9 protein-coding genes are annotated in these 15,220 nt (G+C 62.5%); 2 read left to right on the forward strand and 7 right to left on the reverse strand.

The window, feature by feature from the left end; genetic code table 11:
• Nucleotides 1-4 precede the first annotated feature (4 nt).
• Entirely contained in the window at nucleotides 5-1,489 is a 1,485-nt protein-coding gene (gene glpK / locus QWZ03_RS18620; RefSeq protein ID WP_290334106.1) for a glycerol kinase GlpK, read from the reverse strand.
• Between the two features lie 116 nt (nucleotides 1,490-1,605).
• Between glpK and glpD the strand changes: the two genes are divergently transcribed.
• Nucleotides 1,606-3,099 carry a glycerol-3-phosphate dehydrogenase gene (glpD, locus tag QWZ03_RS18625; RefSeq protein WP_290334107.1) on the forward strand — a complete coding sequence of 498 codons (1,494 nt, stop codon included), beginning with the start codon at nucleotides 1,606-1,608 and terminating at the stop codon, nucleotides 3,097-3,099.
• Nucleotides 3,100-3,188: 89 nt separating this feature from the next.
• On the opposite strand, the gene QWZ03_RS18630 is transcribed toward glpD, so the two are convergent.
• From QWZ03_RS18630 to yihA, 6 genes are all read right to left on the reverse strand, one after another.
• Nucleotides 3,189-9,455 carry an Hpt domain-containing protein gene (locus tag QWZ03_RS18630; RefSeq protein WP_290334108.1) on the reverse strand — a complete coding sequence of 2,089 codons (6,267 nt, stop codon included), beginning with the start codon at nucleotides 9,453-9,455 and terminating at the stop codon, nucleotides 3,189-3,191.
• A 206-nt stretch (nucleotides 9,456-9,661) separates the two neighbouring features.
• Nucleotides 9,662-11,890: a methyl-accepting chemotaxis protein gene (locus tag QWZ03_RS18635; protein WP_290334110.1), complete on the reverse strand. Its 2,229-nt coding sequence runs from the start codon at nucleotides 11,888-11,890 to the stop codon at nucleotides 9,662-9,664.
• Between the two features lie 115 nt (nucleotides 11,891-12,005).
• Complete coding sequence (locus QWZ03_RS18640; protein ID WP_284195754.1) at nucleotides 12,006-12,521, reverse strand: chemotaxis protein CheW; 516 nt, start codon at nucleotides 12,519-12,521, stop codon at nucleotides 12,006-12,008.
• A 12-nt stretch (nucleotides 12,522-12,533) separates the two neighbouring features.
• Entirely contained in the window at nucleotides 12,534-12,899 is a 366-nt protein-coding gene (locus QWZ03_RS18645) for a response regulator (RefSeq protein ID WP_284195755.1), read from the reverse strand.
• A gap of 25 nt (nucleotides 12,900-12,924) precedes the next feature.
• A complete protein-coding gene (gene pilG / locus QWZ03_RS18650) occupies nucleotides 12,925-13,308 on the reverse strand; it encodes a twitching motility response regulator PilG (protein WP_284195756.1) in 384 nt (127 codons plus the stop codon).
• A 273-nt stretch (nucleotides 13,309-13,581) separates the two neighbouring features.
• A complete protein-coding gene (gene yihA, locus QWZ03_RS18655) occupies nucleotides 13,582-14,202 on the reverse strand; it encodes a ribosome biogenesis GTP-binding protein YihA/YsxC (RefSeq protein WP_290334111.1) in 621 nt (206 codons plus the stop codon).
• 190 nt (nucleotides 14,203-14,392) lie between these two features.
• Here yihA and QWZ03_RS18660 point away from each other — a divergent pair, with 190 nt between their 5' ends.
• Nucleotides 14,393-15,016, forward strand: coding sequence for a c-type cytochrome (locus QWZ03_RS18660; protein WP_284195758.1), 624 nt, complete (start codon nucleotides 14,393-14,395; stop codon nucleotides 15,014-15,016).
• Nucleotides 15,017-15,220 lie beyond the last annotated feature (204 nt).

The raw sequence follows: 15,220 nt of genomic DNA on the forward strand, positions 1-15,220 counted from the left end.
GCGCTTACTTGCTGCGCACGCGGCTCACTGCCTCCACCCAGCCATCATAGAGCGATACGCGTCGTTCGGTTGCCATGGCGGGGCTAAAGTGCTGCTGGCAGGCCCACAACTGGCTGATTTCCTCCAGATTGGCATACAGGCCTATGCCCAGGCCGGCCAGGTAGGCTGCGCCCAAGGCCGTGGTCTCGGTAATGGTGGGGCGTTCCACCGGGGTATCCAGCAGGTCGGCCAGGAACTGCATCACCCAGTCGTTGCCCGCCATGCCGCCATCCACACGCAAGGCGGCCGGCAGGGTGGTGCCGTCCGCCCGCATGGCTTCCAGCAGATCGCGGGTCTGGTAGCAGACTGACTCCAGCGCCGCCCGCACAATGACGGCAATGCCGGAGTCGCGGGTCAAGCCGATGATGGCGCCACGGGCCTGGGGATCCCAGTAGGGCGCGCCCAGGCCGGTAAAGGCCGGCACCAGGTAGACACCATGGGTGTCATCCACTTCGCGTGCCCATTTTTCCGATTCGGCTGCACTGCCTATCAGCTTGACGGCATCGCGCAGCCACTGCACGGCGGCGCCAGCGATAAAGATGCTGCCTTCCAGCGCGAACGTGGGCTGGCCGTCCAGGCGGTACGCCAGGGTGGTGATCAAGCGGTTGCGGGAACGCACCATCTCGCTGCCCGTGTTCATCACCATGAAGCAGCCCGTGCCATAGGTGGACTTGACCATGCCTGGTGCAAAGCAGGCCTGGCCCACAGTGGCGGCCTGCTGGTCGCCGGCCACGCCGCGTATGGGGATGGCGGCGCCAAACAGCTCGGGCAGGCTGCTGCCGTAATCGGCGGCGCAGTCGCGCACCTGCGGCAGCAAGCTGGCGGGCACGCCGAAAAAGGCCAGCAGCTCGGGATCCCAGTCCTGGGTGTGCAGGTTGAACAGCAGGGTGCGGCAGGCATTGGTGGCGTCGGTGGCGTGTACCGCCCCACCGGTCAGCTGCCAGATCAGCCAGCTGTCTATGGTGCCGAACGCCAATTCGCCAGCCTCGGCCCGCTGCCGGGCACCGGCTACATGGTCCAGCAGCCAGGCTATCTTGCTGGCAGAGAAATACGGGTCCAGCAGCAGGCCGGTCTTGTCGGCCAGCCATTGCTCGCGCTCGGGTGTGTGGTGGGCGGCACACCAGGCGGCAGTGCGCCTGTCCTGCCAGACTATGGCCGGATGGATGGGCTGGCCCGTTTGGCGATCCCACACCACGGTGGTCTCACGCTGGTTGGTGACGCCGATGGCGGCGATGTCGGTGGCGGCGAGGCCGGCAGTGGCCAGCGCATCCCGCACCACGGCCAGGGTGTCTTGCCAGATGTGCAGGGCGTCATGTTCCACCCAGCCATCGGCCGGGTAGTGCTGCGGCAGCTCGGTCTGGGCACGGGCCAGTACCTTGCCGGCCCGGTCAAACAGCATGGCGCGGGTGCTGGTGGTGCCCTGGTCTATGGACAGGATGGCGTGGGGCATGGTGTCTCCGATGTGTTGTATTGCCGTAGTTTTTGTTGTTGGCGTGTCGTTTGGGGCGATTCTAGCAAGTGCTGGGCGTAGCCCCCGCCCTGACCATGGGCTATCTTCACTATGCGATGGAAACGACACAACCTTACGACCTGCTGGTGGTGGGCGGCGGCATCAATGGCACGGGTATCGCCAGCCATGCCAGCCAGGCCGGCCTCAAGGTATTGCTGCTGGAACAGGGCGACCTGGCCGGTGCGACGTCGTCTGCCTCCAGCAAGCTGATACACGGTGGCCTGCGTTATCTGGAACAGCGGGAATTCCGCTTGGTACGCGAGTCGCTCAGTGAGCGCGAAGTCCTGCTCAGCATGGCACCGCACCTGGTGTGGCCATTGGCCTTCGTGCTGCCCCACCATGACGGCCTGCGACCTGCCTGGCTGATCAGGCTGGGCTTGTTCCTGTACGACCATCTGGGTGGCCGGGAGCGCTTGCCGGCATCCTACGGCATTAATCTGCGGCGGCACCCCTGGGGCGGGCCGATCAAGCCCGGTTTCAAGCGGGGTTTTGTCTATGCCGACTGCTGGGCGGACGATGCCAGGCTGGTGGTGGCCAATGCCATGCAATGCCGTGAGCTGGGCGGTACGGTACGAACCCGCACCCGCATGCTGGAAGCGCACCGGGAGGGGCGGCAGTGGCGGGTATCGGTGCAGACGCCAGATGGCGGGACGACAACCGTCTATGCCCGGGCCTTGGTCAATGCCGCCGGCCCCTGGGTGGAAAGGGTGCTCAAGGGGGGGCTGCGGCTGGGCGCGCGGGATTCGGTCAAGCTGGTCAAAGGCAGCCATATCGTGGTGCCCGCCCTGCATGATGGCCCGCAGGCCTTCATCCTGCAGCACCGCGATGGCCGCATCGCCTTTGTGCTGCCCTATGAGCAGGGCTACAGCCTGATAGGCACCACGGATGTCGTGCACCATGGCGAACCGGGCGAGGTGGTGTGCTCGGATGAAGAGGTAAGCTACCTCTGCCAGCTGGTGGGTGAATACTTCGAACGTCCGCCGCAGCCTGCCGAAGTGCTGTGGCGCTACGCTGGCGTGCGGCCTTTGTATGATGACCAGAGCGACAATCCATCGGCCATCACCCGCGACTACACCCTGCGGCTGGACCAGGGCGGCGCCCCGGTGCTGTCGGTGTTCGGGGGCAAGCTGACCACCTATCGGCAGCTGGCACGCCATGCATTGCAGCATCTGAAGCCGTATTTCGAGCGCATGCAACTGCCTGCCCAATCCGCCGTGCTACCGGGTGGTGTCATGCACGGTGCCGATTTCGAGGCGTTCTACCAGGAAGCCTGTGTGCGCTATGGCGGCTTGCCGGCGAGCCTGGTGTACCGGTTGGCACGGCAGTTTGGCGACCGGCTGGTACTGGTACTGGGTACTGCCAATAGCGTAGCCGAGCTGGGCCGGCATTTTGGCGCCGAGCTGTATGAGTGCGAGGTGCGCTATCTGATGCGGGAAGAATGGGCGCAGACGGCTGATGACATACTGTGGCGCCGGACCAAGCGTGGCCTGCATATGACGGCGCCGGAACGGCAGGGTCTGGCTGACTGGTTGCTGGCACAGGCGGGTTGAGTCGGCGCCGGTTTGGCAGGGGATGCTGCCGACTGAAACGAACACGCCCCGCATTGCGGGGCGTGTTCGTTTCAGCTTGCAGGCCAGTATCAGGCTGCGGGCTGCTCTTCGCCTATCAGGCGACGGATATGCTCCAGCAGCTCGTCTTCCTGGTAAGGCTTGCCCAGGAAGGCGTTGACGCCCAGTTCGAACGCATAGTTCTTGTGCTTGTCGGCAGTGCGCGAGGTGATCATGATGATGGGGATGTCGCGCGTGTCGGCATTCAGACGCAGGTTACGCGTCAGTTCAAAGCCATCCATACGCGGCATTTCCACGTCCAGCAGCATCACCGCCGGGCGGATGTCCTGCAACTTCTGCAGTGCATCCACGCCGTCCTTGGCGGTCTCCACCTGATAGCCTTCGCGGGCCAGCAGGCGGCCGGTGATCTTGCGCACCGTCAACGAATCATCCACCACCATGACCAGCGGGGCGATCTGCAGGATCTCCTCGGGGGCCGGTGCGCTGGCGGCCATGGCGGCATCGAAGTCGGCCACCGGGGCCTCGGCGCGACGCTGCAACAGGGCTAGCGGGTTGATGATGAGCACGATTTCGCCGTTACCCAGCACGGTAGCGCCGGCGATACCAGCCACCCGCACCAGTTGCGGCCCAATGTTCTTCACCACAACTTCCTGGTTCTTCACCAGTTCGTCGACATGAACAGCAATGCGGCTGATACCGGAGCGCAGCAACATGATGGTGTTGTAGCGCTTCTGTTCGGGCTGGCTGTCGTAGTCACCCAGCAAGCGAGGCAGGTAGTGGAAGGGATAGACATTGCCCTGCCACTCGGCCTGATGCCTTTGGTACAGCTGGTTGAGCGGCTCAACCTTCAGTTCCTGCACCTGTTCCACCATCACCGAGGGGATGGCGTAGAGCTTGCCGGCAACCTTGACCAGCACGGCCTGGGTGACTGCCAGCGTCAGCGGCAGGTGGATGGTGAAGGTGGTGCCACGACCGGCTTCGGAGGTCACTTCAACGCGACCGCCCAAGTCCTCGATCTCGCTCTTGACCACGTCCATGCCTATGCCACGGCCCGACAGCTGGGTCACCGCACTGGCGGTAGAGAAGCCGGCTTCGAAGATCAGGCCCATGATATGGGCGTCGGTGTACTCGCCACCGGCTTCGATCAGGCCTTTCTCCACGCCCTTCTGGCGTATGCGCTCGATGTCGAGACCCGCACCGTCGTCGCGCAGCACCAGTACCAGTTCGTTACCTTCCTGGCGGGCTTCCACCACGATTTCGCCGAATTCGTTCTTGCCCTTGGCCAGACGCTGGTCAGGCGTCTCGAGGCCATGGTCGATGGCGTTGCGTAGCATATGCTCGAACGGCGACACCATTTTTTCCAGCACGCCCCGGTCAATCTCGGCGCGGCCACCGCGCAGCTCCAGGTTCACCTTCTTGCTGGTTTCCTTACCGGTCTGGCGCACCAGTCGATACAGGCGTTCCGATACCGAGGAGAACGGCACCATGCGCACGCGCATCAGTTCCTGCTGCAGGTCACGCGTCATGCGGGCCTGCTGGGTCAGCGCGGCACTGGATTCGTCCAGGTTCTTCAACAGGTTGTGCTGCACCGTGGCCACGTCATTGACGCTTTCGGCCATGAAGCGGGTGAGTTCCTGCAAACGGCTGAAACGGTCGAATTCCAGCGGGTCGAAGTCAGGCAGGTCGGTGGCATGGGCCATCCGCGACTGCATCTGCGATTCGGCCTGAATTTCAATCTCGCGCAACTGACCCCGCAGACGGGCCACGTTATCGGTCAGATCCAGCAAGGAGCGCTTGAGCGCCAGCATTTCGGATTCGATACGGGTACGCGAAATCGACACCTCGCCCGCCTGGTTGACCAGACGGTCGACCAGGTCGGAGCGCACCCGTATGCTGGACTTGCCGGCATCGGGGTCGACCAAGCCCAGGGCCGGAGCGGTACGGGCTGCCTGGCCCGGCTGTGCCGTGGCGATACGGCTGGCTTCGGATGCGGCCGATGCAGCCACCATGGCGGCGATATCGGCTTGTTCCTCGGCCTCGGCGGCGGCTTCAGGCTCGCCATTGATCAGCCTGTCCTGCAGCTCGTTGATGGCATCGAAGTCGAGATCGAGTTCATCGAGCAGGGCGATGGAGAGATGCTCGCCGGCATTGAGCAGGCGGGTTTCCATATTGTGGGTGGCTTCACCCATGCGCATGGCGCCGGCCATGCGCGCACTGCCCTTGAGCGTATGCAGCACCCGCTTGAGCGAATCATGGGTCTCGGTGTTGTTGGGTTCACCGCGCAGCGCACGCAGATCGGCCGACAACTGCGGCAGCAGCTCCTGCATTTCTTCCAGGAAGATAGGCAGCAACTGCTCGTCCAGCTCATCCTTGACATGGATATCGCCCAGGCGATCCGGCGTGGCCAGATGCATGACGCTGCCCACACCATCCTGCTCGGCAGGCGTGGGGGCAGTGACCAGCGTGGTTTCTTCCACCAGGGGTTCAAATATCGCCGTCGGGATGACGAATTCCTCGACCGCCGGTGCCTCTGCCTCGGCCACCTCCAGCACAATGGCTTCGTCCACCGCCGCCAGCGGAATGGCTTCCAGCATGGCTTCGGCGGCCGGTATGGCGTGTACGTCCTCGGCGATCTCGTCCAATACCAGCGGGCTGTCGATGTCCTCGGCCGGCAGTTCGGCAGCAGGCGCCACCAACTCGGCCGGTTCATCGGCAACGCCCAGCAACTCTGGCGTGGACTCGGTCAGATCCAGCGACAGTTCGGACAGCAGTTCGGCGCCAGGGAGTTCTTCCAGCACCAGTGCAACCGGGGTGTCCTCGTCGGCGGTCAGTTCTGCTTCCAGGTCTACCAGATCGGCTTCTACCTCGGCCTCGTCTGCTGCCAGGGGGGCGTCGATACTGACTTCCGGCAGGGTCTGTTCGTCCAGCGACAGGTCGAGCACATCGGTGCTGTCTGCCGTAGCGCTCAGGACATCTGCCGGGGTGTCGGCTTCGTCCAGCGATATATCCAGATTCAGCACGTCGGCATCGCTTGCTGCCGCGACTTCTATCGTCTCTTCCAGCAGGGCGGCTTCTGTCGCGGCGCTGATTTCCGGCGCCGACAGATCACCCAGATCAAGATGGATCTCTTCCGGCTCCAGCAACAGATCCAACGGCTCGGCCGTCTCTGCTGGGGCCTCCAGTACCAAGTCCTCGGTGGGCTGGTTGGCGTCCAGATCCAGCGTCAGCCCTTCCAGCGCGGGGGCTTCGGCTACGGTTTCGGCGGGCGCTGACAGATCCAGGGTCAGGTCGAACTCGGCCGGGGCCGGTTCGCTGTCCAGTGTCAGCAGGGGCTCGGCCTCGTCCTTCAGGCGGTTGGTCAGGGCTGTCAGCATGGCCACGGTCTGTGGCTCTTCTTGCGGGGTTTCGTAGCGACCCACCTGGCCCAGCATCACGCCCACCTTGTCGATGGCCATGGAGAGGGTGTCGTAGTCGCCTTGTGCCGGTTCGGCACCCGCCTTCTGGTAGGCCAGCAGGGCTTGCTCTATGGCATAGCCCAGCTCGCCCAGCGAGGTGAAGCCGGTGGTGTTGGCGATACCGCAAAGGGTATGGGCTGCATGGACAAACTCAGGCCGCACTTCGCCACGGGTGCTGAAGTCGATAAAGGCATCGTTCAGTGTGGCGAAATGGCGATAGGCCTCGTCAAGGAAGATGCCGAACAAGGCCTTGGAGATGGTGATATCTCCGATGACCAGTTCGGGCGCTTCAACTTCCTCTTCGGGATGGGCCAGCTCGATAGAGCCGGGTAGCAGCGGTGCTGCTTCCGGCTCGCCCAGGTCGAAGTCGAGCACGGCCGCTTCGGCGGCCTCGGCTTCTGCCGCAGCGGGCGGCGCGTCTAGCTCGAAATCCAGCGCGAACTCATCTGCCGGTGCAGCACTCAGTTCGATGGCAGGCTCGGTGGTGGGTGCGGCATCCAGTTCAAGCAGAGCCGGAGCCTCGCTTGTGAGCTCGGGCAGGGCCAGTTCGATCGGCGTTTCAGCGGCCGGCTCGGCCACAAAGCCCAGATCCAGCGCGGGCTCGGCTTCCGCTTCTAGGGCGACAGGCTGGGGCGCTTCGGCAGCTGGCGCGGCATGCTCGGGCTCCTGGCCATTCTTCAATTGCTCGGCCAGGGTAAAGATGGCAGTGGCTTCCACCTGTGCGGTACCGCTCTCCTTGAGCTGATCCACCCAGATCGAGAAGCCCGCCGTGGCTTGCTCCACCAGTTGCAGCAGGCTTGCACTGGCGCGCTTTTCATCCTGCAGCCACTTGTTCATCACCTGCTCGACCGACCAGGCCACTTCGCCCAGCTGGTTCAGGCCCACCATGCGGCCACTACCCTTGAGGGTGTGGAAACCACGGCGGATGACAGTCAGCGCTTCCTTGTTGGTAGGCTGATCGCGGATGATGGCCAGATGACTGTTGACGTTGTCCAGCACCTCGACAGCTTCTTCGAGATAGACCTCCAGCAGTTCGGCATCGACTGCCGCTTCGCTGACGGCCGTACTGACGGCCGGTGCCGCAGCTGGCGCAGGCTCGGTTGCGGGCGCGCTTTCTGCCTCCGGCAGGCTGGCGGCCGTCGGTAGCTCCAGCTCGACTTCTGGTTCGCTGGCGAACTCGGCGGCGATCTGTTCGGCTTCCGTGGGCACGATCTCGTCCGGGGCTTCGCCACGGATCTGGTGCAGCCAGGGGGCAATCAGCTTGCCGCGATCAGCTTCTTCGCGGCGCAGCGCATCGATGTAGAAACCCAGGCTGGAGAAGGCTTCCGCCAGGAACTCCAACTCTTCGGCCGGGGCCGTGTAGTCCTCAGCCTGGCAGCGTTTGACGATGTCGGCGCAGGCATCCAGTATCACCTGGGCGTCACGCTCGTCCAGTATGGTCAGGGCACCGCGTATCTGCCGTATGGGGGCATCCGTACTGAGCAGTTCGCCACGGGTATCCGGGTCGCGGAAGAAGTCATCCAGGGTTTGTTCGATCTGGCCCAGATTGGTCTGTATTTCCTGTGCTACCTGCGCCATCAGCAGGCGCTCCTGCGCCCGCCGCGATACTTCGTCCAGCAGGGTGACCTCAGGCGCACTGGCTGCGCCATCCTTGAGGCGTGCCTGCATGGCCGTGGCCTGGGCCGGGAAGTCGTTAGAGCGCTCGGGGAAGACCACCAGGGCGTTTTCCAACAGCAGCAGGGCGGTGGCGACTTCCAGCGCCTGGCTCTCGTTGGGCGCAGCAGTCATGCCGGCCACCACTTCCTGCAGCGTGGCCGCCAGGGTGTCGAAGGCCGGGATGGACAGGCTGATCGCGCGCTTGCTGACCTCGGCCAACTGCTGGCGGAAAGTGGGCAGGCGATCGCTGCTGCCACCACCCACGCGTGCCCAGTTGTCCTTGGTCTGGTTGATTAGTTCCTTCAGTTCCCGCGCGACCTGCATGGCGGCGAGCTGATGGGCGTCGTCTTCCAGAGCGCCGGCTGGCAGCAGGGCGTTCAGGCCATAGGCGCGCCGTACCGCTGCGCACTGCACGCTCTGGGTTTCCATGGTGGCGACGGCATACAGCACGTCGCGGAACAGTCGCTCCGCCACCTTGCCGCCGCTCTCGGACAGCCGCTTGAGCTGCTGATTGAGGCGGGCGAACAGTTGTTTCTGGTCGATATCGAGCTTGGCCCGATTATCCACGCTGCCTTCGGCCATGGCGGCCGCAGCCCACCAGAAGCCGCGTTGCAGATTGCTCGACTGGGTACGCGCCACGCCGAAAAGGGCCTGCACCATCCACTGCCCACCCTCGTGCTTGTCACCCTTGAGCCACTTCAGCAGGCCGGCTTCAAAGCGGCTGCGGGCATTCTTCAGGTAAGTCGGGAGGATGGCCTCGTCCAGCTTGTGTGCTGCGAGGTTGGCGGGCAGTGTGGCGGACAAGGGGGGGAAGAACAAATCGGCGCCGCTGCTGTGCTTCTCGCCACGCAGCTCGCGCACGCGGCGATAGCTGGGTAGCAGCTTGAGGGCCAGATCGGGCGAGCCGTTGACCAGTGCTTCCAGGTATTGGGTCAGGCTTTGCGCTGCGTCGGAGACCAGCTTGAGCATGCTGCCGTCGGCTTCGCCGCGCTCAACCGCGCCGACGGCGACTTCCAGCTCCTCGGCAAAGCGCGAAGCGCCGGACAGGCCGACCATCTCTACTGCACCGCGAACCTGGTGCAGGTGTGTCTGTGCGAACTTGAGTTCGGCGGCATCAGCCTGATTGGCATATTTGGCCAGACTCTGGCGTGCCTTCTCTAGGGCCTGGTCGATTTCGCCTTTGACCCAGATCAGCGAACCCAGATCGAATTCGGTGTGCGCGCTCATCGATGTTGTGTTTCCGCGTTGCGGGGCCGCCCTGCTCCTGGTCTAGCGAAGATGGATGGCTGGCGCGTAACGGGCCGCCATAGGGGCGGGCCTAGTGTCATCGCGCGGGCGCCATGTCTTGGCAGGAATGAGCTTGGGGCGTTCCCCTTTATGGCTTGAGAGCTATAGGGCCACCACGGCATTCTGCCGTTGCAGCCCTTGCCGAATCAGAGTTTGAAGCCCGCAACCGAACCCTTCAGTTCGGCTGCCAGACCAGTCAGCTGACCAATCTGCACGGCAGTCTGCTTGGTACCGGCAGTGGTCTGCTCGGTAATGCGCAAAATGTCCTGCATCGATACGGCCACCTTGTCGGCCAGTTGCTGCTGCGACTGGCTGGCCTTGGCGATGGTCTCGATCAGACCGGCCAGTTCGTTCGACACCTGGCCGATCTCGGTCAGCGCCTGGCCTGCGGCGTCGGACAGCTTGGCACCTTCCACCACACCCTGGGTGGAGATTTCCATGGCGGCCACGGCATCGTGGGTATCAGCCTGAATGGTCTTCACAATCGCGCCGATCTGCTTGGTAGCTTCACCCGAGCGTTCGGCCAGTCGCTGCACTTCTTCGGCCACCACCGTGAAGCCTCGACCGGCTTCACCGGCGGAAGCGGCCTGGATGGCTGCGTTCAGGGCCAGCACGTTGGTCTGCTCGGTAATGTCGGAAATCAGTTCCACGATTTCACCGATCTCCTGCGAGCTTTCACCCAGCCGCTTGATACGCTTGGCGGTCTCCTGGATCTGTTCGCGGATTTCGTTCATGCCCTTGATCTGGTTCTGCACCGCATCGGCGCCCTTGTTGGCGGCATCCAGGGACTGGCGCGCCACACGGGCGGATTCGACGGTGGTACCGGACACGTCGTTGATCGAGCGGGCAATGTTCTGCACCACTTCGTTGGTCTCGACAATTTCTTCGGACTGACGCTGGGCGGCTTGCAGCAGTTCGCCCGAAATGGCCTGGGCTTGCTGGGATGCCGCCGTCACCTGGTCAGTGGCGCGGTTAATACCGATAATCAGGCTGCGCAGCTCGTCGATGGTGTAGTTCATCGAGTCGGCGATGGCGCCCGTCAGGTCTTCGGTCACCGAGGCGCGTACCGTCAGGTCACCGTCGGCAAGGTCGGACATTTCGTTCAGCAGCCGCAGAATGGCTTCCTGGTTACGCTTGTTCTCGGCTTCGATCTCGGACCGGCGACGTTGCGATTCGGAGTTGTACACCCGCACCAGACCAAACAGGGCCGCCAGTGCCAGCAGCGCGAACACGACTTCCAGGATGATGGGCAGTATGCCGCCAGCCGATTGCTCATAGGCAGCGGTCAGCTTCTTGGCATCCTGCAGCAGGTTTTCACTTTCCTTGTAGGTGGTCTGGTTGGCCAGACGGGTGTTCACCAGGTTCTGCATGTTGCGGGAGAAGGCGCCCACCACGGTTTCGAAGTCCTTGAACATGTCGCGGATTTCGGTCAGCTTTTCCTTCACCTCGGGGTTGCCAGCAGGCTGGATGCGCAGCTCTTCGCTACCCTCGATCATGCCTTGCAGGGTGTCGCGGAAGGTATTGGTGTCCTTGCCCAGCAGGAAGACCACTTCCGGATTGATGATTTCACCGGCCAACATGGCGTTGGCGTTCTTGGCCATGCGCTGCGACAGCATCACCTGCTGGTTGGCCAGTTCGATCTCGTGGCCAGGGGCGTTCGATTCGCTCAACAGTGACACCAGCTGCTGGGTCAGTTCCAGCAGCTTGGCATCGTTACGGTTGATCGAACTCACGTTCTTGGTCACCGCCACCAGGGTTTCCCGCTGCTTGAGGATGGTCTCAATCGTGGGTTTCTTGGGGTTGGGGCGGAAGTTGTTGTCCCAGTTCTTCTTGATCTTGCCCAGGATCTCGGCGGCATCGCCACCGGATGCCGGCAGGCCATCGCCACCATTGATCAGGCGGTTCAGATCCTTGTCGAAGTCGTTATAGGCTTCGGTCAGCAACGGGAAGGCATCGGCATTACCCTGGATGGCCTGGGCGGACGCACGGGCCATACGCTGCGAAAGCATCTGCATTTCGGTGGAGGTGGCGCGGTAGATGGCGTCATGGCCGGAGGAACGCACCATCAGGGCCACTGTGGTGGCGAAGGCCAGGATGGAGATCCCCATTACCCAGAAGCAGATTTCGATCTGGCGGCGTATGGGGAGATGGCCGATCAGCGGTAGTGGTCGCGCTGCACCACCGTCCGCCTGGGGGCGGATACGGTCCAGTATGGACACCGTGCGCAAGGGATCGTAAGCCTTTTCGGCCTTGTCACCGCCGGACTGACCCTTGTTGCGTCCGAACGCACGCATCAGCGTATCGGTAAAACCGCTGCGCGGTGCCGAGCCGGCTTGGGTATTACCGCCCGATTTCGTTTTATCCTGCAGCGCCATATTCGCTTATCTCCCTGTTGCTTATCTCTGCGGGCCGAGCCGGCCAGATTGTTGCAAATACTCAGTTCTTAATTGCGGTAATACCGGTACTGGCATTTGCCGGTACCGGTACCTGTCAGATAGTGCCAACTTGCAGGAACGGTGCTTGCTGCACCAGTTCGTTGATGCGCATCTCACGCCATTCCCGCCCTTCGCTGTCCCGTCGCGTGGGGCCACACCAGGGTACGGCGGGGTCGGCGGGGGCAACTTCTTCCATCCCCTGAATATTGCGCAGACCCAGCATGCGGTTGACCAGCAGCGCCGAATTGACGATATGGCGGGGGTGGATGATGAGCAGGCGGCTGCTCATGCCCAGGTTGACAGGTTCGTCGCCCAGAAAGCCGGGCAGATCGACCACACTGAACAGATTGCCGCGAATATTGGCCACGCCCTTGAACCAGCGGCGCGTAAGGGGCACGTCCACCATGCCGGGTACAGGCAGCACTTCGCTGACGTCGGTCAGATCGACCAGCCACGAGGTATCACCCACCTGGATGCCGAGCTTGGTGGAGGCGGCGTGCGTGGCAGGCAGCGACTTGAGCCGCGCTACCACGCTTTCCTGGAATTCACGAAGACTGACGCGCTTGGCCATGGTTTTCTGAGCTTAGCCTAGTGCGGCGATCTGCTTGAGCAGCTCATCCGGGTTGACCGGCTTGACCACATAGCCCTTGGCGCCTTGGCGCTTGCCCCAGACGATGTCGGTTTCCTGGCCCTTGGAGGTGCACATGATGACCGGGATATGGGCAGTGGCATCGTCCTTGGTGATGGTGCGGGTCGCCTGGAAGCCGTTGAGGCCTGGCATCACCACGTCCATCAGGATCAGGTCGGGCATGATGTCCTTGACCCGCGCTACGGCTTCCTCACCGCTTTCCAGGGTCATGACCTGGAAGCCGTTCTTGGTGAGCAATTCACCGAGGAAGTGACGCTCGGTAGGGGAGTCGTCGACAATCAGAATTTTCTTGATGGTCATTTGATTTCTATCCTTGACGCCCTTCTCAGGCGTGGTTGGCATGTATGCCTACTGCTTGCAGCAGGCTGTCTTTCGTAAACGGCTTGGTCAGGTATTCGTCCGAACCGACCATACGGCCCCGGGCGCGGTCAAACAAACCGTCCTTGGAGGACAGCATGATCACCGGCGTCGCCTTGAACTTCGGGTTCTTCTTGATCAACGAGCAGGTTTGATAACCGTCCAGCCGCGGCATCATCACGTCGACGAAAATCACGTCGGGATGATGGTCGCTGATCTTGGCCAGCGCGTCGAAGCCGTCTTCTGCCAGGATGACCTCGCAACCCGCCTGGCCGAGAAATATCTCTGCACTACGGCGTATGGTATTGCTGTCGTCGATCACCATGACCTTGATGCCGGCGAGATTCTGCATCGGCCTGTCTCCTGTTGTACCCGCTTTGTAATGAGCTTATGCACCATTACGGCGAAGTCAAACATAGCACAAGAAGCGTCAAACCTCTATGACGAGAGCAAGTTCCAATGCGCTTTTGCTTAAAAAAAAGTCAAAACGGGTAATAAAAAACCCCGGCCAAAGGGGAGAAGGCCGGGGTTGAAAAGCCCGACGCTCATTGGTCGGGCACCCGCTCAGGGAGGGAAAGCGGGAGGCGCGCATAACACCTGTGCGGTGAGAGCGGCGTCTGCCCGATTAAGTTCCCGAGTTGTCTTCTGCCTCTGCCTGGGCGGCGGCAAACCAGCCTCCCACCACGTTTTCAGCCTCTTCGATGCCGGTTTTCTTGAGGCTGGAGAACAGCTGTACAGTGCACTGCGGCCAGGCTGCCAGCTTGTCGCGCACGGCGTTCAGGGTTTTGGCCTGTTCCTGTTTTGTCAGCTTGTCGGCCTTGGTCAGCAGCGCGTGGACGGGGCGGCCGGTGGGGATGAACCAATCCAGCATCCGTTCGTCCAGCGGCTTGAGTGGATGGCGTGCATCCATCAGCAATACCAGGCCGATCAGGTTGGGGCGGGTGGCCAGGTACTGGCCCAGCAGGTGCTCCCAGTGGGCACGTATGGGTTCGGGCACCTGGGCGTAGCCATAGCCGGGCAGGTCGACCAGGAAGCGGCCCTGGCCGAAGTCGAAATAGTTGATGTGCTGGGTGCGCCCGGGCGTTTTCGACACAAACGCCAGCCGGTTGTGATCGGCCAGGGTATTGATGGCGCTGGACTTGCCGGCGTTGGAGCGGCCCGCAAAGGCGACCTCGATGCCGCCGCCGGGCAGCATGTGCAGATCGTTGACGGTGGTGTGGAAACGGAGTTGGCGAAACAGCGACATGAGTTAAACTTTTTTGTTTAGGGCGGCCAACTTTGGCGGCGCCTCAAGGTTCGGATAGAATATCAGGTTTGAATCAATGCCTTGGCGTATGGATGCTTCCCCATCCAGTTTTATTCGCACCCTACGCCCTGGTTAGAACAAGTAAAAACGAGCGACTCGCCGCTCACCTCGTCATCAAGGAGTTGTTGCTATGAAGCGTAGCGTGCTGGCTGTTCTGTTCGGTTGTATGGCCTCTTATGCGGTTGCCGCGGGCGCCCCTGCTGCGGTAGCGCCCAAGGCCGACCCGGCCAAGGGCAAGGCTATCGTCGAAAAAGTGTGTGCTGCTTGCCACGGTTTGGATGGCAATAGCGCTGCCAGTGCCAACCCCAGCCTAGCGGGTCAGCATCCCGAGTTCCTGTATGCCCAGCTGAGTGCCTTCAAGAAGGGTGAGCGCAAGAACCCCATCATGCTGGGGCAGGTGGCAACCCTGACCGATGACGACATGCGCAACCTGGCAGCCTACTATGGCGAGCAGAAGCCCAAGGAGCGCGCTGGTACCGACAAGGCGTTGATGGCGGCGGGCAAGAAGATCTACACCGGTGGTATCGCCGCAACAGGTGTGCCGGCCTGCATGGCTTGCCACGGCCCCAACGGCGCTGGCATACCGGTGCAGTATCCGCGCCTTGGCGGTCAGCATGCTGCCTATGTGGTGAGTTCGTTGAACAGCTACAAGGCCAATACTGATCGCAAGAACGGCATCATGCAGCCTATCGCTGCCAAGTTGTCGGATGCCGAGATGAAGGCTGTTGCCGAGTATATCGCCGGCCTGCGTTAAGCCTGATCCAGGGCTGCCACGGCGGGTTCAGGTGGCGGCTTCATCATGGCAGCGGGGAACTTTTCCTGCCTGCATAGCCCAAGGGGTGGCCTGGCCACCCCTTTGGTGTGTTTAAACGGTGCTGGTCGAGCGGGCGCGCGGTTGTGCCTGTTCGTGGCTGGGCCTCTCCCTGCTGGTGCCAACCGGTGGGGCAACGGGGTTGTC

Source organism: Chitinimonas viridis, assembly GCF_030409555.1.
GTDB classification, from domain to species: domain Bacteria; phylum Pseudomonadota; class Gammaproteobacteria; order Burkholderiales; family Chitinimonadaceae; genus Chitinimonas; species Chitinimonas viridis.